Here is a 17,953-nt window from a genome sequence, read left to right on the forward strand (position 1 = left end):
TGACCTGAGCCCCAAAACCTCCTGCAGTTTTGTGTAGAGTCCGCCCAATTGAAGGACGGACAAATGAAGACGAGATTCACCGACGAACAGATCATCCAGATGATCAAGGAACAGGAAGCGGGTGAGAAGACTGCTGACGTATGCAGACGCTATGGGATCAGCCGGGGCACCTTCTACAAATACAAATCGAAGTATGGCGGTATGGAGGAGTCGGATGCGAAGAAGCTCCGGGCGCTGGAAGCCGAGAACGCGAAGCTGAAGACGCTGTTGGCCGAACAGATGCTCGACAATCCAATGCTGCGGGATGAGAACTCAAAAAAGTGGTGACGCCCGATGACAAGCGGAAGGCGGTGGTTCACCTGATGGCAATTCATCAGGTGAGCCAGCGTCGGGCGAGGTCTGCTTTGAACGTGGATCGGTCAACGGTGCGGTATCAGTCGCGTCGGGACGATGACACGGATCTGCGTGATGCCATAAAGGCTGTCGCCAAGGAGCGTCGCCGGTTTGGCTATCGGCGATTGCATGTGATGGTCGAACGGCGGGGCTGGCAAGGGAACCACAAGAAATTCCGGCGGATCTATCGCGAAGAGAAGCTGCAAGTGCGGCGCAGAGGCGGTCGAAAGCGTGCTCAGGGCACCAGAAGACCGATGGTTGTGCCGGATGGGCCAAACCAAAGGTGGTCGCTGGACTTCGTATCAGACGCGCTAACGGATGGCCGCCGCTTTCGCACCCTGGCCGTGGTTGATGAACATGCGCGAGAGAACCTGGCGCTGATCGCCGATACGTCGCTGTCGGGCTTACGGGTCTCTCGGGAACTGGACCGGGTCATTTCCGAACGTGGGATACCGGGAACAATCGTTTCCGACAATGGCACGGAATTCACCAGCATGGCCATTCTGCGATGGGTGCAAGACAACGAGATCGACTGGCACGACATCGCACCTGGCAAACCACAGCAAAATGCCTTCGTCGAAAGTTTCAACGGAAAGCTACGAGATGAATGCCAAAACGAAACGCTCTTCGGATCGTTGGCCAAAGTCAGATCAACGCTGGAAGCATGGCAGGAGGACTACAACACCCACAGACCACACTCGGCGCTCGGAAACCTGATGCCCAGAGAATTCGCGGAGAAAAGAACGATGGACAAACTGGCCGCCTAAGGCCATCAAACCAACCCCAAGGACTCTCCGCGAGGTGGAAGAAACTTGGGGCTCAGGTCACTGGGTATCGATCTGACTGAGATCCACGGGATGGGCCTTCACTATCACTCAAACTGGTTGGCGAATGTGGGACTGCCCGCGCAAACTCTCAACATCAAAATGGTCCGCCTGCGTGCAACACAAACAGCGCGAAGCGAAGCAATATGGCAGCAACTTGCAAAAGAACTTCGCCCGCTTTCCAATAAGGAAACCCTTCTCCCTGAATGAGACAGCGCCTATGGGTCAGGGCCGATGCTGGGCTGGCTGGTTGGACGTGAAATAAATCCCCACATTCCTGTGCTGGACAAAGCAGGCCGGACAGACGGCACATGGTGCCGCACTGACTTTGAATGGGTGTGAGCGATGCGCAGTTAGCGGAGTTTGCAAAGTCCGGTCATTTTGCTTTCCGAAAATTCCACGAACGACCCTACCCTGTCCTTTCAGGCTTCTGGTAATGCCAAATCTCAGGAACCTCATAGCGGACGTTCACAAACCATTGTCTTTTGGGTTCAATCTCGCCGAATGCATGGGAGAGTACTTACTTAACTCGCATCAAGAAGGAACCCTGTTGGTGGCCTCCTCGCCATTCACAGACCCGTGCTTTTGGGTAGTCGACTACAGCTCTGCGACGCGTACCAATGTGAACGTTGCCCGAGTTCCATCGTCGCAATTGCCATGCTTGAAGGTGAAGGCTGCGGGACCGCACCGCAATACATCCGTGCTGTTTTAAATGTTTCAACAAATCCCCTATCTTCCAACGCGTTACGGAATGCGATGGCTGAACTGGGCAAGTCTAGAGTTACATCATAAACATCAAGGGATGCCGCAGCGGCGCTCAACAATGTGAGTGCTGTTGCTGTATCCGGGGCCGTAACTGGCCCAATCTTGGCGCCGTCTTGGCACAGGCGGATGGTTGCAAACCCTGAAATCTCTCCGCTTTGAGTATACACAACCGTTTTGCGAGTCGCAGCACCCTCTGACACCCATTCCGCCAGAAACCGAGCGCGGTCATATCCGTTTGCGCGCTGGTCGAGGGTTGCAATTGCTACAAAATCACGCGCGGCGTCAAAGTCGCGGATCCCGTCGGTCGCTCCCCTTGGGGCTTTCCCCTGCAGGCGCGTGGTGGCGCCGGTTCGGACAAAGCCGGATTTGGCATAGTTGGGTTCTTGTTCCGCAACCCCATCCAAACCGACACAGCGCTTCCCGGCGTGGCACAAGGCGTGACGCCACAGCGCAAACCCGACCCCCTGGCCGCGAAATTCTGGTTTACACAGGTACAGACCAAGGAAAGCCATTGTGTCACTGTGGTTCACCACACTGATTGCGGCAATGATTTCACCAGCGACACGCGCAACAAAGAAGCCGTTTGGGTCAGCGGCCAAGAAAGCCTGCGCATCTTGCAGGCCAGGGTTCCAGCCTTCTTGTGCGGCCCAGATAAGCACTGTTTCAAGGTCGGCCAATTTTGCGGTGTCAAAATGCACTCCCTTCATTGTGCCAATGCATCCTTGAGTGACAGGGGCGCCGAAGTCTTGTTGCGTAAATCCAAAGAGGTGACGAGATCAAGAAGATGGTTGCGCATCAATTCATCCGCACGTGGGCCGTCCTGATCCGCAAGAGCAGAAACCAAAGCATCATGCGCGTGACTTTCACACATTGCGGTCCGGCGCTGCCAATAGAGGGCTACAATGAGAGAAGACCGCGAGATCAACTGCGTGATGAAGGCCTCAATCGTGCTCTGGTCAGCGATGCGGGCAATTTCGATATGAAACTGACCAGACAGGTAGAGCGCCCGGCCATGGTTGCCGGCCGCCATGGCTTCGTGTTCGGCGTCGATATGCACCTGAAGCTTGGCAATGTCTTCTGCGGTGGTCCGTTCCGCGGCGGAATGGGCGGTTCGGGGCTCCAATAGTGCGCGGGCCTCAAACACTTCCCGTGCCTCCCGGAGGGTGGGTTGCGCCACATAGGCACCGCGATTGCGCTTGTGCTCGACCAGGCGCTGAAGCGAAAGGGCCTGCAAAGCTGAGCGCACCGTTGTTCGGCTAACGCTGTAGATGCTGGCAATTTCATCCTCGCCCAGTTTTGTACCTGGGGTTAGTCGATGTTCGTGAATCGCCAATTCCAACTGGGCAAACAATTGCTCTGTCGTAAGCGGGGCTGTGGTCAGTTTGGTCATGTCTCATCCTTCGGGATCACCTTGGGCTGGCCATGGGGAATAGGCAACCGATGATAGGCGTCAACTATGTTTTCAAGATTGTGTACAATTTTGCGCACAAAAAATAAGATCCCTCCGCCGCAGTCGCACAAATAACCGGCAATCTCAGTTTTGCCGTCCGCAAAGCAGCGGAAACGCTGGATGGAGGTGCTCATCCCAATCTTAAGCTTGTTTGAACACGGCGAATTCAGATGAGCGATGGGGTGGATATGCGCGGCAGATATGATCTTGAGTTGGTTGGTCTGACGAAGAAATACGGCGACACGCTCGCGGTAGATAACATCAACCACCTTTTTCAGGGTGGCTCCTATGTCTGCCTGTTGGGGCCATCGGGCTGCGGCAAATCCTCAACCCTGCGCATGATCGCTGGCCATGAAAAGGTGACAGAGGGAGCTATCGTTCTGGCGGGATCTGATGTCTCACATCTTATCCCGGCCAAACGCGGCACCGCGATGATGTTTCAGAACTATGCTCTGTTCCCGCATCTGAATGTCCGTGACAACGTGGCGTTTTCCCTGCGGATGAAGGGCGAGGACAAAGCCACGCGTGATGCCAGGGCAAATGAGCTGCTAGAGCTGGTCGACATGACGGGCTTTGCGGATCGCCTTCCGGCGCAGCTTTCGGGTGGCCAGCAGCAACGTGTGCGGCTGGCACGGGCGCTGATCACGCAGCCCAAGGTGCTTTTGCTGGATGAGCCGCTGTCGGCTCTTGATCCGTTTTTGCGCATCCGTATGCGGGCCGAACTGAAAAAGCTGCAGCGCGAACTTGGGATCACTTTTGTGCATGTCACCCACGGGCAGGACGAGGCGCTGGCGCTCGGCGATGAGCTGGTGGTCATGAACAATGCGATGATCGAACAGGCGGGCAGCGCGCGCGAGGTCTGGACTGCGCCAAAGACTGAATTTGTGGCCCGGTTTATGGGCGGCCATAACGTTATCGCGCTGGACGGGGGCAAAGTGGCCTTGCGGGCGGATGATGTGAAGCTGAGCGATCAGGGGCTGCCAGCAAGGGTGACGACCATCGAATATCAAGGCGGCCATGCGTGGATCGGTGTTGACCCAGGACGCGGCACACACGGCGCTCAGAAATCTTCATCTGGGTAGGCAGATGAAACAATGCAGGAATGTCGACGCGATGAGCTCAGAAGGTTCCCGTTGCGGCCTCCTTCCAGATCAATTTGTTTAGGGTCAGGTCAGAAACCGCACGGCGCAGGCGCCCATTCTCGCTCTGTAACCGCTTCAGTTCCTTGAGTAGTTCCGTGCCCCGTCGGTGCTTCAACTTACTGCAACTTACTGCAACTTGGCGACAATCTCTTCGAATTGGGGTCTCTTAATAGCCAACTCAGGTCCTTCGCTTTCCTAATCATAGAGGCGGACCACTTCAAAGAGGGAGGCTCAATACATCACCTGATCCTGAAAAGTCTCAAAGCTTGTGAACGATGCCTGTGTCCCTGTGGCGGGCTTGCCACCAAAGGGGTCACTGGGCATATCGCCGGCCCAGGTGTTTGATGATGCAAGCGCCGCGATTTATGTTGTGGTAAAAGTCATTTTACGCATTGTTTCTATTCTATTTCGGAAACTGGAAGTTGACACCAGCATAGACACCCCATTCCCTCTTTCCGTTTCCGCCGGATGCCACTGAATATTGCGGCTCGGCAAAGTAGTTGATGATAACGCCGGGATTCTTGACCACGCGCCCCAAGCCAAGACCAATCGGAATGTTGTAATTGTCGGTCTCGAAGTCATAGGTCCAGATCGCGGCCGAGCGCAGGTACCACCCATCTTGCAATTGCTTGATGATCATCGGTTGAAAGGCTGCGTTGTTGACATCTGCACGGCTATCCGCGCCGGCAAAGCTGGCCTGCCAGGTCAACAAATACCCCCACTGAAGCCCGGGTGTCGCTGTGTTAAACAGGACGTTGGCCAGTCCAGCAGACCATTTCCCGGTACCAAGAGCGTCGCTCGTTGCTGTCGGGGCTGTCAGCTGTGGCCCGATACCAAAGCTCAAATTCGGATTTCCGGTATCGATCAAATAGGCGGCAAAGACGTTGAAATCGCCAATCCCTGTCTTTTTGCCGCCAGAAACAGGGTCAGGGAAGTGATTGATCGGTAAAGTGGCCCGAACCAGCCAGTCACCACCAAAAGCGGTCACCGGCAATGCCCCTCGCAGGAAAAACGAATTGGCATTTGCGCCGGAGCCCGTCATCGACCCGGTAAACTGGTTCTGAAGATTGAATGCCTTCACGGCGGCAAGCGGGTTATTGGCCTGTGCTAATGCCGCCGAGTCCGTTCCCTGAGCGCTGGCCGGTATCGCAAGACCCAAAACGCCCAGAACCAAACTGGCTACCAACAGCGGTTTTCTAATGGATTGCATATTCTGGTTGCCTTCAAGGCAGCCCCACGGGGCCGGCAAGAAAGCGAACCCTGTATATATCATCGGGCACGCGTCCACCAAACTGTATCCGGCGCGCCCTCGAAAGATGCGCCGGATTTTCGAATTACTTTTTCAGAACAACTTCACCTGGCTGCCAGGCTTTGTCGAACCACGGCTGGGTCGGGCTATAAACGCGCCACAGGATATTCCACCCCTTACCGGGAATGGTTTGCAACCAATTGGCATCGCCTTTGGGTTTTTCGGGGCTAAAGGTGATATCGTAAGAGCCGTCGGCATTCTTGATGATGGCTTCATCAATGCTCGACACACCCGGATACATCTGATCCGTCTGCATTAACGACCGCGTCTGGTTGTCGTACAGGGTGACATCCCAGAAGTTCTCCATCGGCACGTCAGGTGCTACATGCATCGTATAGGTCTTGGCACCATCAAACGGATTTCCGTCCGCGTCGCGCGCACCGATTAGATACTGAGACCCTTTGCCAACGCCGGGGTTAACCATCGCAGGTGTTATGCCTGTTGCATAAAAATGGAACCGTGCGCGGTTGTTGCTCAGGCTCGCGTCATTGCGCAGGAACTCATAGTTGCCTCCGGCAAAGCCCACTTCCCATGTTTCGCTGTTCGGGTAGTATTGTACATCTTTGTCGCGGTTGTTGAAGACGATCGCGCGCATGGTGGCGGTGCCGATTTTCGCCGCATCGTCAAAGATTTTTGACATACGCGCGTCCGGTTCAAACGGCTTGCCCTTTTCGATACCAAGAGAGGCCAGCAGGCCAATGGTTTCACTGTCATGCGAAAAATGCGGCTCTTCCTGAACAATCTCGTTCACTTCTTCAAAGAAACCGGCGTCCTGAGCATGAAGCGTATTGAACGATTTTCCCGATACGTTGACCCAGTTCACGTCTTTTGGTTCGGAGCCCAACGGGTACAGTTTGAAGTGTTCTTTCATGTTGTCTACAACCGGCTCATGTTCGAAATTCTGCATGAAGCCGCGCATTGCTAACCAATGGCCATAGGTTTTGGACTGTTTGACGATGTACCCCTCTGGGATGTCACCCGTGTAGTCCGGTCCAACCAGAAGATATTTTCCGCCCTTGCCCTTGTCGTCACCCGCGTTGCCGAAATCGGTGAGATAGCGGAACCATGCGTCGTCGATGATGCCCAGCACATTCGGCGGTGTCTCCATCACCATCGGGCCGTCTTTCAGATCGATCCACATAAAGCTGTAGACCACCGTCGTGTTGCCAGTCAGCAGCAGCCCGCGGGGATCGAGGCGGCCTTCAAAAATGATCATGGTTTCGTTGTCAGGGCCGAACTCGCGGATACCCTTGCGGAACCCTGCCAGAGACGCAGCCGGCACATGGGCGATCATCATCTCGACGGCTCGGCTGAGGTCCTGGTAATCCCAGATTTTCTGCGCGGTCTCATTGGTGGGGATACCGTCAAAAAACTCCAAGGACCCGAGGCTGGACTACATTTTGTCAGGCGTCAGCACATTTGCGGGAATGTCCGTGGTCATTTTATAGGTCGGGGTTTCAGCAAATACCGGTGTCATGGCCAGCGCTGTTGCGCCTGCGGCCAGCCAGAGAAAATCGGGTTTCCTAATCGTCATTTTAGTCTCCATTTTTCGTGCCAGGGGCACTTAAAATACTTCTGATGTTGGTTTCTATTGTATCCTCAGGATTAACGGCGTTTTGGTCAGTTTACGCCAAATGCCCATATGCGATCAGGTCATGTGTTGGCTCAGCCATCGTCAAAGCGGCAAGCTGAAGGTCAGCATGAGGCCTTCCCCTTCGACGCGGTTTTTCACGTTGAATTCTTTGAAACCACGAAGATTTGCGAAAACCTCGTTGCCGCCAACATTGAAGGTATAGCTGATTTGGGAACCCATCCCGAACGTGCGGCCTTTGAAGTCCCCCAACAGAGGATTCTGGCCACGGTCGGCTGTGAGCTGTTGAAAGGCAAATCCCACCAGCCCGATCGACATCCTGTCGGAAACAAATTTGGAAACGCCCACGTCCAGGTGCGCATCGATTCCGTTTTGGTATCCCGTGTCTGAATTTTTGAAATTATAGGTAACTCCGACCGTCGCCGAAAATTCCCATCCAGTATTCGGATTAAGAAAGGTATAGGCCCCACCAATGTCGATCGCGCCATGCCCCAGCCCAAGGTTCGAAAGTCGGTTTGCATCATAGCTACCAACAGGGATGTTGCCGGTCAGATAGGCCATCCAGTTGTGGACGCCCTCGTTCCAGTACAATTGCGCGGTTGGATAAATATCACTTATGCCCGACACGCTGTGCGCCGCGGCCGAGGTTGTGCCGCCGATGGCCACATTCGCCGAGACATCGTTCTTGGCAGGAATAAACGCGAGCGAAAAGCTTGGGCGAGCCCCCCAAATCGTCGTGTCGGGTGTGTAGGACGGCACAATGAACTGCCCCAGATAATCCGCATCAACCCCCAGTTTTAAGTTGCCGCCAAAGCCAAGAGGCCGCGATCCACTGCCTTGGGCCGAGTAGCGATAAGTCACGAGCGCAAGCCGCCAGCCGGGTTCTGGCGCCAAGGCGGCGAAGCTGCCGTATTGGCCCGGTAGCCAGAAGCTCGTGCCGCCCTCGTCTGCCCAAGCGGCATCCAAATTGACAAACCAAATTGAAAGGACGGCGGCTTTCAGGCAATAGCGTTTCAGCTTTGACAACTTCATCATCTGCACAACTCCCAAACATCATCCCAGCCGAATTTTTTGCAACGCAAACTCGGGCTTTCCGCAAGAACGATAGCAAATCCAGACCGTCAGTTTGGTCAGATTGCGACACGATCCATCTGGCGGTCGCATGCGCTGGCCTTTTGAAGCCGTGTCGGGAAACAAAAATTCTCAGACTGGCGTGCTCTGACCAAACTGCAGTTTTATATCAGGTATCTTTGGAGTTAAGTAATTGATTGGGGGAGTGATTTGGGACGCGGAGCCAATAACTTAAGGCTCAGTACAATCGAGCAGATTGTGCAAGCCCATGGTCACGGCCGCATCCCTAGACTTGAAGATGTGGCAGAAGCTGCCGATACCAGCGCTCGATCGCTGCAACGCTTTCTTAAAAATAAAAATATAACTTTTACACAGGTTGTCGAGGCCATTCGTCAAAAAGAGGCAAAAGCCCTTTTGAGCGAAACAGATCTGTCTGTTGCAGAAATTGCCCGAAAAATTGGGCAGGGCGATGTAAGCAACTTTGGACGTTCTTTTCGAAAATGGACAGGTCAGTCACCAGCGAGGTGGCGCAAAAAACGTCGAAGCACGCAAAGTGAAAGGTGATATCTCGTAGGCGCAACTGATGTGGCGCAAAATGACCAACACCGACTGTCCTACCCGATTAAACACAAACCGACTATTTATGTTTTAGAACCTACAGATCAAGCAATATGCTATTTCGACTAGGGCAAGTGCTACAGTTGATCCGGGGTCTCTGGCTTGAGGTGACCTATGATCCGCACATTGTTTTTGGCCTTTTTCATTTTCCTGACCCACGCACTGGCCTTGTCTGGCCAGTCCCCCGATGATCCTGCAAAGACCGAGCACTCGGCCGTGACTGAGATCCTGAACACGGCCTCAACCGTTCAGATTTCACCGATCCTTACGGATAGCCCGCGGCGGACAATCGAAACCTTTTTTCGGTTACGCACAGATATTTAGAGAAGGCAGTGAGCAAATACACTGAGACCCGAACGGTTGAAAACTACGCTCAGGTTCATTTGCTGAACAACCAGTTCATTAGCTTGATTGATACCAGCCTTGAACCGGCAGCCAAACGACAAAAGGCGGGATCTGAAACCTCTTTCTACCTGCTGGATGCTCTTGGACGTGTCCCTGAAATCAACCTCAAAAACATTCCGGATATCGAAGCGCTCGACGATCCGGAAACCGCAAAATACAGGCTTCCGGGCACCCCTTTTCACATATCCATGGTTACATCGGGGTCTCGTACCGGGGAATTTCTGTTTGCTGCAGAGACCATCCGGTCAGCCCCCCGATTTTATGAAGGCATCCGTAGCATGAAACTGCGCAGTGCACTCCCGATCAAAAGCTGGAATGGCATGTCCCGACAGATATCAGGGCCACTCATTCCGGTTTCTGCACTCTCCGATTTACCGGCCATTTTTACTTTTGGGATATTGGATACTCCTGTGTGGAAAGTCCTCTTGGTCATGCTTTCAGCGGTCACTACGTATGTGGGGTTGCGTTTCTGGCACCGTATTTTGACACAAAAACTCCCACAAAGCGCACGTAATACACCGCGCTATCGCATCCTCAGTCCGGTCGCGCTGATGTTGACAACCCTTCTTCTGGAGAAGCTGTTTGAGTACCAGATCAATATAACGGGGCGGTTTTACGATCTGCAGATATTCCTGCTTGTCATCGCGTTCTACATTGCTGCCACATGGGCCTTCTGGCTTTCGTCACGGGCCTTTTTTGACACTGTCATTCTGGATCCGACCTTCCCCCGGCAGTCGCTTGATTCCAGCATGGTCAGCCTTGTTGGCCAGATCATCGGTCTGATCGGTGGCCTCCTCATAGTCGGCTATGGGGCAAGCGAACTCGGGGTGCCCGTCCTGAGCATGCTTACCGGTCTTGGGATTGGCGGGATTGCCGTTGCATTGGCCGTGCGTCCCACCCTTGAGAACCTGATTGGTGGGTTTGTGTTGTATCTGGATCGTCCCGTTCGTGTCGGCGACTACTGCACCTTCGGGGATCAGAACGGCACGATTGAATCGATTGGTGGACGGTCGACGGCCATCCGCGCCTCGGACCGGACGCTGATTACCATTCCCAACGCCCAGTTTGCAGATATGCACCTTATCAACTGGGCCAGATGTGACGAGATGCTGATAGAAGAGGTCATCGGGCTGCGGTATGGTACCGATCCTGACCAACTCCGGTTCGTTCTCGCCAAAATTCGCGAGATGTTTCATGCCCACCCCAGGATCAGCCCCGCCACCGTGCGTGTGCGCTTTTCTGGTTTTGGCCGATCTGAGTTGAACATTAGTATCCGGGTGTACGCCCAGACCCGCGAATGGAATGATTTCCATGCCATTCGTGAAGATGTCCTGTTTCGAATTGTTGATATTGTCGCAGGCGCGGGCTGCGAATTCGCATTGCCCACTCAGACTCTGTTTATGGAAAAAGAACCCGAGCGCGATACGGATCTCGCCGAAAAGGCCACAAAAACCGTTGCCTCGTGGCGGCAACACAAGACGTTTCCTTTCCCCAAAATGTCCGCCGAACGGGCCAAAAAGCTTGAGGGTACCCTTCAGTATCCGCCGCCGGGGTCGCCGGACTCGACCACATCTGATGAAATCATGGAAGAAGGGTCAGAACGCTTGTCTTTACACCTCGAAGACGTGCCCCCTTCTACGGAAACTGAAAGAGAAGGATCGCCCCCCTAAGGGGCCGCTGCGGACCCGGAGCATCAGCGCCGGGCAGGGGGGATGCAGGGATTCCTCCGGTTTTGCAGCCATCTGCAATACGAAAAATGGCCGAAGAGGAAACTCTCCGGCCATTTCTTTTGACGTTAACAGGCCTTAGTCCACCAGTTCGATCTCACCTGGCCGCCAAGTCTGATCAATCCAACTCTGTTCGGGTCCGTAGATGCGCAGCGCGAGCCACCAGCTTTTGCCCGGAATGGTCTGCAGCCAGTGCCCCTCTTTTCCCTTGGGAGCCTCAGGCGCGAAATAGATGTCATAGGATCCATCCGCGTTTGTTTCGATCCCGTGGTCTGGCTACCCAATGTCGGGAATTGCTGATCGGTTTGAAGTTGTGACCGGGTCTGCGTGTCATACATCGTCAACGCCCAGAAATCCTTGGCCGGAACGTCCTTTGGCATCGTCAGCTTATAAGTTTTGGACCCGTCCAATGCCTGCTTTTCCGAATCCACCGCGATCAAAGCGTAGTCTGACCCCTTACCCGCAACTGTGACGGCCATGGCAGGCGAGACAACGATATAGCCAAAGTGGAACAACGCACGCGCCTCAAGGTTGTAGGCCCCATCCTTCAGGAAGGCCGTGTCCTTGTTCGCATATGCCATGATCCACGCGCTGTCCTCGCCGTAGGTCATGTTGCCGGGATCGCGCGGGAAATAGCTGATTGCACGGGCGGCTGTATTTCCGATGGCCGCCGCGTCGGTCAGGATTTCTTTCATGCGATCATCGGGGGCAAAGGGCTGGCCTTTGACGATCCCAATCGCCGCCATCATACCTTTGGCTTCTGGGCCAAGATAATCGTCTGGTTCACCCTGTATCAGATCATGCAGCTTTTCAAAAAAGCTAAAATCGTTGGGCACAATTGTGTTCATCTCTTTGCCAGAAACATTGATGAATTCTGTCGTGGGCGGGCTATCCTTGGTCGACAAAGGATAGACTTTCATTGTGTCACGAATGTTGGCCGAGGCCGCCGGGATCGCCTCGTCCAATGGCAGGGTTTTGTCGAGATACCCGCGGGGAAAGACCCAAACGCCGTTGGTTTTGGATTTCACCACGAAATAGCCATCCGGTACGTCGCCGTCGTAATTGGGTGGCAGCACAAGGAATTTGCCGCCTTTGCCTTTGTCCGGGCCAGCGACGCCCAGATCGGTCATATAGCGAAACGCCATGTCATCCAGTACGCCCAGCATTCCGGGTGGCAGGTCGATCACGGTGGGGCCGTCTTTTTCGAGATCAAGGAACCCCGTCGCATACATGGTCGAGGTGTTGCCTGTCAGCAGCAGGGTTGTGGAATCCATCAGGTTGTCCCAGATGGCGATTTTGTTGCTGGTATCTGCCCCGATCTTCGCCTGACCTTCGCGCAGCATGTAGGCCGAAATCATCGGGATCGAGTTGATGAAGACATTGACCGCACGCGAGCGATCAAGAAAGTCATAGCTCGCCGCGACACTGGCCGCATCGGGCACACCATCAAAGAACTTCATCGTTCCGATCGAAGTATCAACACTGTCCGGCGCAGTGAGTGACGCCGGAATATCGGTGGTCATTTTCATCTGCGGCGCTTCAGCCAAGGCGGGCGTCAGTGTTAAAGTTGTCAGTGCTGTTCCGCATAGTATGTGTTTCAGCGTTTGTCTTATCTTCCTGCTTCTCCCTAAAATCCACAACGAGCATGTCTCAATCCAAGTATGCACCACCCCTAGCGCTCATTTTGGTCAGAACGCGCCAAGCAGGCCCCCCGGTCAGGTAACAGTGGCGAAATGGTCTGCCCTGTGGGAACTTGGGTCTCCCCAAAAAAAGAGGGCCGCAAAAATTACGGCCCTCTTCATTTGCACGGAGTCTGCGATCGGGATCAGTCGATTTTCTTGATCGGTGTCATCGGGAAGGTTTGATCGAAATAGCCCTGTTCGGGACCATAAAGCCGCAGATAGACGAAGAACGACTCGCCCTCGTTGGTTTGGACCCAGTTGATTTCCTTACCCTCTGGCGCCTGGGGGCCGAAATACAGATCAACCGACCCATCGTCATTGGAAATGAGACCTTCGGAACGGGAAGACCGGTCTGACCGTTGCTGTTCGTTACGGATGATCAGGCGGTTCTTGATGTCGTAGACCGTCACCGACCAGAAGTTCGCAGCAGGGGGATTTGGTCCAACGTTCAGCGTATAGTTTTTGCCGCCCATCAACGCATTTCCGTCCACATCATAATAGGACCCCAGATAGGCCGAGCCCTCGCCGGGAGTGCGTGACACCATGCCCGCTGATGTCGTGGTGGCCTCAAACCCATAAGACGCCCGCTCGTTGAACATCGAATAGGTTTCCAAATCAATCTTTGGGTCCATTCCTGCCATTGCGTCTTCAAACCTCGAGCTGTCGCCGTAAAGCGATGTTGGGAACATCTCGCGCGTCTTGTTAAAGGAAATCGCCTGCGACATGGCCATACCCACATCCAATGCGCTCTGTAGGATCTCTTTCTGCGCATCCGAAGGGGCGAATGGCTTGCCTTTTTCGATGCCCAAGTCCTTTAGCCACCCATAGAAGAACCGATCACGGTCAGCCATCGATTCACGCTGAACATAGGTGTTCACCAGTTCCCAGAACCGCATGTCGCGCGGCTGAGTATTCAGCTCGATATTGTCTCCCGGTTTGGGGGTGTATTTGACAAATGTCGTCTCAGGTGGGGTGCCGGCCTCCGACAGCTTATAGGCCTTTACTGCCGTCCGCAGGGCGGTGGCCTCGTCGCCGGTACCCAATGCGCGGTAAAAATAGGTCACCCGGAAGGTGTCAGACTGTACAATTTTCCCGTCAAAGTCTTTGGGGTAATCCTGACCGGGCCCCACCATAAGCAGTTTCCCCGGAGTTCCGTCAATCTCGTGGATTGGTTGCATCCATGCGTTGTCGATAACGCCATAAATGGCACCCGGGGGCAGATCCAGAACAATGGGACCGGTCTTGGACAGATCCGACAGTGCAATGGTGTATGGGGTTGTGACATTGGCGGTCATAAACGGGTAAACACCATTATATCCGTCATAGAGACCAAAGAAGATATCATCCTCGGTGAAATCCATGCCGTTTGAGGTCTTCATGTTGCTCAGCAAGGCTGGATACAACGTTTCGAAATTCATCATCGGCATCGCCCAGGTGACCAACTGGGTCGCGCGCTGTTCCAATATCCGGCGATGCAGGAACTGCGCCGTGTCCTTGGTAATGCTTTGCCCCTGAAACTCCAGCGCACCCGCATAGGTTTTTTGAACCGTGGTTTTGTGCTCCTCGGCAGTGGCAGGAAGCGCCAGCGCCAGCATGGCAGCGCCTGTCAGCAGACCCGCAAGGCGGGAAGGTTTGGTATGTGTCATCTAAAAATTCCTCTCAGATATGTTCGTTGCGAAGGCCCGCACGCGCCCATCTGTACATTCAGTCGACTGGTTCAATTTCACCCGGCACCCAGGTTTTGTTCAGCCAAGGTTCAAGCGGGCCATACATGCGTAAAATGATGAACCAACTCTTTTCGGGAACGGTTTGGATCCAGTTGCCTTCATGGCCTTCGGGGGCTTCGGGTGCGAAGTAAACATCATAAGACCCGTCCGCATTCTGCTTCATGTTCTCGTTGTAGCTGTCCAGAGCCGGGAAGGTCTGGTCGGTCTGCAACATAGAGCGCGTTTGGGGATCATAGGTGGTAACAGACCAAAAATCCTTGACCGGAACATTTGCCGGCAGGTGTAGTTTATAGGTCTTGGATCCATCCAGAACCTCACCACCTTTGGCCATTCCGGCGATCCCGTAATCGGAACCCTGACCCGGCTTAGTCACTGCCATGGCCGGTGTCACAACAACTGCGCTATAGCGCATCCACAAACGCGAGTCGTAGCGGCGTGATCCATCAACAAGAAACGTCGTGTCCTTGTCGGCAAAGGCCATAACCCATTCACTGTCCGGTCCATAGATGCGCTGATCTGAATCCTTTGGCAGCACCGTGTTGGCACGCGCATAGCCGTTGCCGATGGCGACAGCATCGGTCAGAATGGCTTTCATCCGGTCATCAGGTGTAAACGGCTTACCTTTGGCGATGCCCAATGATGTCAGCAACCCGCGTGTTTCAGGATCATGCGTTCCAATCGGTTCCTCCTGAATCAACTGGTTCAACATTTCCCAATAGCTGTAATCGTTCGGCGGAACCGCGTTGTAGCCATCGCGTCCCGACATGCTGATGAAATCTGGCGCCGGAGGATTGTCGGCCATAGACAGTGGATAGATGCGCAGATTATCTTTCACGCCCTGCGCGGCCTTCTCTACACCATCGCTGATATAGGCCCGCATGAATATCCAATTGCCAAATGTCGATGGGCGCACAACATGATAACCAGCAGGCACATCGCCATCATAGCCCGGAGGCAGGATCAGATATTTGCCGCCTTTGCCCTGATCAGGGCCCGCAATCCCCAGATCGGTCACATAGCGGAACCACATGTCATTAATTGCCCCCAGCATTCCAGCAGGCAATTCGATCACGGTAGGACCGTCATTGGCCAGATCGGTATAGGTCCAGGTATAAATCGTTGATGAGTTTCCGGTCAGAAACAGAGATTTAGAATCTGTCAGCTTGTCCCAGATCAGAATTTGGTTAGATTTGGTCGCGCCAATGTCGCGCTGCCCCTGTCGCATCGCATATTGCGACACACCCGGTACCGTCGAGACATAGACCTGCACGGCCCGGGCGGTGTCCATGTAGTCGTACAGTGTGTCGATTGTGGCGTTGTCAGGAATGCCGTCAAAAAAGTTCAGCGTACCAATAGAAGTGTCCACCTTGTCCGGTGTCATAATTTCAACCGGAATATCCGTGGTCATTTTCATCTTGGGGGCTTCAGCCATCGCCGTCGTCGCGACTAGGAAGAACCCTATGGCCGTTGTCGAAATTAGCCGCATAATTGGACTCCTTTTCGTTTCTAAACAGATTTTGGGTTTCCCGGCTCATACGAGGTTTCAGAGACGGGAAACTTGATTACGTGCTCGCAAGAGCAACGCGTGAAACCACAGAGAAATTGGGGAGCTAGGGTGGGCAACCTTCTTACTCCGCGATTTCCTCAACGAAGCTAGCACGCGATTTTAGTAAATTTTGGTCAGATTACGCCAAAATCTGTGACCTGGGCTTTGTTGATGGCGTGGATGCCCCACCATACGGATCGGGGCTCTCAATACTGTTCAGGTGACGATCAGAAACGTCTGAAGCAGCATGGCTTTCTGGTCTTAATCGCCTGCCAGGCCATGCAGTTTCGAGCCCTTCTTCAAATCGCTGAAAGCCGAGTTGATCCGGCGTCAGAAATGGGTGACCCACAGACAAGCAGAAAGAGCAATGTTGCAATACATCATTGGGTTCTACAGCCAGAGCGGACGGCATTCATCCCCTGTATTTCGAGAGACGGGGTGCTTGAGATGAGCTGAGAGACCGGACCTTTTTCGGGGCAAGACCAGTGTTAGAAAGGGAACTCCCCCCATTCCGGGGCTTGTCAAACGGAGGTCTGATACGCGTGACTTCCCGGCCAGAAAATTGAGCATGAAAGCCGACATCGGGCTGTGGGGTGTCCCCCCTACGGAGATTTCGGGCGCCTGACAGCAAACCGCAGGAGCTAAAGTGCCATAAGGGGAACGGGAGGAACGGTAATGAAACCGGGGGTCAGCCTACATGTCAGATTGACATTTGCGCACCATTTCGATGCCTTTTAGGGTTCCTGTTAGGTCCACGGTGAAGACATATTCTTTTTCTGGAAAAACGATCATTTTGTACTGGCGCTGGATATCTTCAATAAAGTGCGGGTTGTTTGTTCGAACGTAGCCACCGCTATATCCTGATGTAATGTTGCCTTTCATGCCAGTTGTTTCACCGGTATAAATATCGTTGCCCAGAACGATCGCGACGGCTTTTTCGTCGCCTTTTTTGATGTCGGTTTCTGCCTTCGTAAATACGCCGACATAGCCAAAATCTGTATCCTTAGTATAGCCCATCTGAACCACGTTTTCAACGGAATCGACTTTTTCCATTAGGCATGTGCTCTCTGTAACATTCTTGTAAACGGTCCACCCTTCGACTTTCCCATACTCCTCAAAGGTGTCGGAAGCTGTTGCAGCGGTGGCAAATGCGGCAGCTACGAATGTGCTGGCGACCATGCTTTTAAAGTTCATATGACGTTTCATGTTGGTTTCCTCTCAGGTGAAATCGTTTGGGTCGTGGCGATCTGGTCTGAACGCCATGCGCTGCGGATGCTTCGCGTCTTTAATGATACCGCTGAGCAGAGGGCTGTTTTGGTCAGATCGCGTCAAAACAGGTGGGTGGGGGCGGCCGACCATCTGGCGGCAACATTTTTCCAGGCTGTTCCCTGGCTGATCCCTGGCTGATACCTGGCTGATCCCGGCGATACGTCGAAAACTGCGTCCAAAACTGGACCAGTTCTCACAGTTTTCTATCAGGGGGAAGCCCAGGTCGACGTCGTCCACAAGCCACGCCTGCTCCGCGATATGGGTTCAAGCTACGTCTCAGGTGATCTGGCTGAATGGTTGCAGGAAAAAGGCATAAAGCACAGATGCGGAGCGCCTCATCATCTGTTCCCCGGCAGGTGATTGCCCAGCAATCTGCCGAGAGGGCTCAGACACAGGGCAGGATCGAGCGATGGCATCAGACTTTGAACAACGGC

Annotated in this window: 16 protein-coding genes and 4 pseudogenes; 7 read left to right on the plus strand and 13 right to left on the minus strand. The window is 53.9% G+C overall.

Features of this window, described 5'->3' with window-relative positions; translation table 11 throughout:
- The first annotated feature begins 63 nt into the window (after nucleotides 1–63).
- Nucleotides 64–1,236: pseudogene (locus B4968_RS22060) on the plus strand (IS3 family transposase).
- A 550-nt stretch (nucleotides 1,237–1,786) separates the two neighbouring features.
- Here B4968_RS22060 and B4968_RS22065 read toward each other — a convergent pair.
- From B4968_RS22065 to B4968_RS22075, 3 genes are read right to left on the minus strand one after another with little or no spacing between them, the layout of a single operon-like run.
- Complete coding sequence (locus B4968_RS22065) at nucleotides 1,787–2,689, minus strand: GNAT family N-acetyltransferase (protein WP_083101340.1); 903 nt, start codon at nucleotides 2,687–2,689, stop codon at nucleotides 1,787–1,789.
- Nucleotides 2,686–3,372: a GntR family transcriptional regulator gene (locus B4968_RS22070; protein WP_083101341.1), complete on the minus strand. Its 687-nt coding sequence runs from the start codon at nucleotides 3,370–3,372 to the stop codon at nucleotides 2,686–2,688. Before B4968_RS22070 ends, B4968_RS22065 begins: the two co-directional genes overlap by 4 nt.
- A complete protein-coding gene (locus B4968_RS22075; protein ID WP_083101342.1) occupies nucleotides 3,369–3,566 on the minus strand; it encodes a hypothetical protein in 198 nt (65 codons plus the stop codon). Before B4968_RS22075 ends, B4968_RS22070 begins: the two co-directional genes overlap by 4 nt.
- Before the next feature lie 36 nt (nucleotides 3,567–3,602).
- Here B4968_RS22075 and B4968_RS22080 point away from each other — a divergent pair, with 36 nt between their 5' ends.
- Complete coding sequence (locus B4968_RS22080) at nucleotides 3,603–4,514, plus strand: ABC transporter ATP-binding protein (protein ID WP_241525927.1); 912 nt, start codon at nucleotides 3,603–3,605, stop codon at nucleotides 4,512–4,514.
- Here the strand turns inward: B4968_RS22080 and B4968_RS26340 are convergent.
- The 5 genes and pseudogenes from B4968_RS26340 to B4968_RS22095 all read right to left on the minus strand — a co-directional run.
- Nucleotides 4,453–4,662 (minus strand): annotated as a pseudogene (locus B4968_RS26340) (IS3 family transposase); the annotation flags it as partial. The gene B4968_RS22080 and the pseudogene B4968_RS26340 sit on opposite strands and share 62 nt — an antisense overlap.
- Nucleotides 4,663–4,977: 315 nt before the next feature.
- Nucleotides 4,978–5,784 carry a hypothetical protein gene (locus tag B4968_RS22085; RefSeq protein ID WP_083101343.1) on the minus strand — a complete coding sequence of 269 codons (807 nt, stop codon included), beginning with the start codon at nucleotides 5,782–5,784 and terminating at the stop codon, nucleotides 4,978–4,980.
- A 124-nt stretch (nucleotides 5,785–5,908) separates the two neighbouring features.
- On the minus strand, nucleotides 5,909–7,261 hold the full coding sequence (locus B4968_RS22090; protein ID WP_206601132.1) for a DUF1254 domain-containing protein: 1,353 nt from the start codon (nucleotides 7,259–7,261) through the stop codon (nucleotides 5,909–5,911).
- A 15-nt stretch (nucleotides 7,262–7,276) separates the two neighbouring features.
- Nucleotides 7,277–7,417, minus strand: a complete 141-nt coding sequence (locus tag B4968_RS23890) for a hypothetical protein (protein WP_206601133.1) — start codon at nucleotides 7,415–7,417, stop codon at nucleotides 7,277–7,279.
- 141 nt (nucleotides 7,418–7,558) lie between these two features.
- Nucleotides 7,559–8,509: a SphA family protein gene (locus tag B4968_RS22095; protein ID WP_139792980.1), complete on the minus strand. Its 951-nt coding sequence runs from the start codon at nucleotides 8,507–8,509 to the stop codon at nucleotides 7,559–7,561.
- 246 nt (nucleotides 8,510–8,755) lie between these two features.
- Between B4968_RS22095 and B4968_RS22100 the strand changes: the two genes are divergently transcribed.
- The 3 genes from B4968_RS22100 to B4968_RS22110 all read left to right on the plus strand — a co-directional run bounded on the left by B4968_RS22100 (nucleotide 8,756) and on the right by B4968_RS22110 (nucleotide 11,238).
- Complete coding sequence (locus tag B4968_RS22100; protein ID WP_161492642.1) at nucleotides 8,756–9,109, plus strand: helix-turn-helix domain-containing protein; 354 nt, start codon at nucleotides 8,756–8,758, stop codon at nucleotides 9,107–9,109.
- A gap of 168 nt (nucleotides 9,110–9,277) precedes the next feature.
- Nucleotides 9,278–9,487, plus strand: a complete 210-nt coding sequence (locus B4968_RS22105) for a hypothetical protein (protein WP_083101346.1) — start codon at nucleotides 9,278–9,280, stop codon at nucleotides 9,485–9,487.
- An 8-nt stretch (nucleotides 9,488–9,495) separates the two neighbouring features.
- Nucleotides 9,496–11,238, plus strand: a complete 1,743-nt coding sequence (locus tag B4968_RS22110) for a mechanosensitive ion channel family protein (RefSeq protein ID WP_139792981.1) — start codon at nucleotides 9,496–9,498, stop codon at nucleotides 11,236–11,238.
- A gap of 125 nt (nucleotides 11,239–11,363) precedes the next feature.
- Here B4968_RS22110 and B4968_RS22115 read toward each other — a convergent pair whose 3' ends face one another.
- From B4968_RS22115 to B4968_RS22125, 3 genes are all read right to left on the minus strand, one after another.
- Complete coding sequence (locus B4968_RS22115) at nucleotides 11,364–12,824, minus strand: DUF1254 domain-containing protein (protein WP_206601134.1); 1,461 nt, start codon at nucleotides 12,822–12,824, stop codon at nucleotides 11,364–11,366.
- A gap of 296 nt (nucleotides 12,825–13,120) precedes the next feature.
- Entirely contained in the window at nucleotides 13,121–14,623 is a 1,503-nt protein-coding gene (locus tag B4968_RS22120; protein ID WP_083101348.1) for a DUF1214 domain-containing protein, read from the minus strand.
- Nucleotides 14,624–14,681: 58 nt separating this feature from the next.
- Complete coding sequence (locus B4968_RS22125; RefSeq protein ID WP_139792982.1) at nucleotides 14,682–16,190, minus strand: DUF1254 domain-containing protein; 1,509 nt, start codon at nucleotides 16,188–16,190, stop codon at nucleotides 14,682–14,684.
- A gap of 361 nt (nucleotides 16,191–16,551) precedes the next feature.
- Between B4968_RS22125 and B4968_RS26345 the strand changes: the two are divergent.
- Nucleotides 16,552–16,701 (plus strand): annotated as a pseudogene (locus B4968_RS26345) (hypothetical protein); the annotation flags it as partial.
- A gap of 242 nt (nucleotides 16,702–16,943) precedes the next feature.
- Here the strand turns inward: B4968_RS26345 and B4968_RS22130 are convergent.
- Nucleotides 16,944–17,456, minus strand: coding sequence for a hypothetical protein (locus tag B4968_RS22130; RefSeq protein WP_241525928.1), 513 nt, complete (start codon nucleotides 17,454–17,456; stop codon nucleotides 16,944–16,946).
- 12 nt (nucleotides 17,457–17,468) lie between these two features.
- Nucleotides 17,469–17,756, minus strand: coding sequence for a hypothetical protein (locus B4968_RS23620; protein WP_161492644.1), 288 nt, complete (start codon nucleotides 17,754–17,756; stop codon nucleotides 17,469–17,471).
- Between B4968_RS23620 and B4968_RS25005 the strand changes: the two are divergent.
- Nucleotides 17,730–17,950: pseudogene (locus tag B4968_RS25005) on the plus strand (hypothetical protein); the annotation flags it as partial. The gene B4968_RS23620 and the pseudogene B4968_RS25005 sit on opposite strands and share 27 nt — an antisense overlap.
- Nucleotides 17,951–17,953 lie beyond the last annotated feature (3 nt).

It is taken from the genome of Pseudophaeobacter leonis (genome assembly GCF_002087335.1).
Taxonomy (GTDB): Bacteria; Pseudomonadota; Alphaproteobacteria; order Rhodobacterales; family Rhodobacteraceae; genus Pseudophaeobacter; species Pseudophaeobacter leonis.

Excerpts from the sequence above, each read along its gene's own strand:
- B4968_RS22075 (WP_083101342.1), bottom strand. The coding sequence starts at position 3,566 with ATGAGCACCTCCATCCAGCGTTTCCGCTGCTTTGCGGACGGCAAAACT.
- B4968_RS23890 (WP_206601133.1), bottom strand. The coding sequence starts at position 7,417 with ATGACGATTAGGAAACCCGATTTTCTCTGGCTGGCCGCAGGCGCAACA.
- B4968_RS22130 (WP_241525928.1), bottom strand. The coding sequence starts at position 17,456 with ATGAAACGTCATATGAACTTTAAAAGCATGGTCGCCAGCACATTCGTA.
- B4968_RS22120 (WP_083101348.1), bottom strand. The coding sequence starts at position 14,623 with ATGACACATACCAAACCTTCCCGCCTTGCGGGTCTGCTGACAGGCGCT.
- B4968_RS22085 (WP_083101343.1), bottom strand. The coding sequence starts at position 5,784 with ATGCAATCCATTAGAAAACCGCTGTTGGTAGCCAGTTTGGTTCTGGGC.
- B4968_RS22080 (WP_241525927.1), top strand. The coding sequence starts at position 3,603 with ATGAGCGATGGGGTGGATATGCGCGGCAGATATGATCTTGAGTTGGTT.
- B4968_RS22070 (WP_083101341.1), bottom strand. The coding sequence starts at position 3,372 with ATGACCAAACTGACCACAGCCCCGCTTACGACAGAGCAATTGTTTGCC.
- B4968_RS22065 (WP_083101340.1), bottom strand. The coding sequence starts at position 2,689 with ATGAAGGGAGTGCATTTTGACACCGCAAAATTGGCCGACCTTGAAACA.
- B4968_RS22125 (WP_139792982.1), bottom strand. The coding sequence starts at position 16,190 with ATGCGGCTAATTTCGACAACGGCCATAGGGTTCTTCCTAGTCGCGACG.
- B4968_RS22105 (WP_083101346.1), top strand. The coding sequence starts at position 9,278 with ATGATCCGCACATTGTTTTTGGCCTTTTTCATTTTCCTGACCCACGCA.
- B4968_RS22115 (WP_206601134.1), bottom strand. The coding sequence starts at position 12,824 with ATGAAAATGACCACCGATATTCCGGCGTCACTCACTGCGCCGGACAGT.
- B4968_RS22095 (WP_139792980.1), bottom strand. The coding sequence starts at position 8,509 with ATGATGAAGTTGTCAAAGCTGAAACGCTATTGCCTGAAAGCCGCCGTC.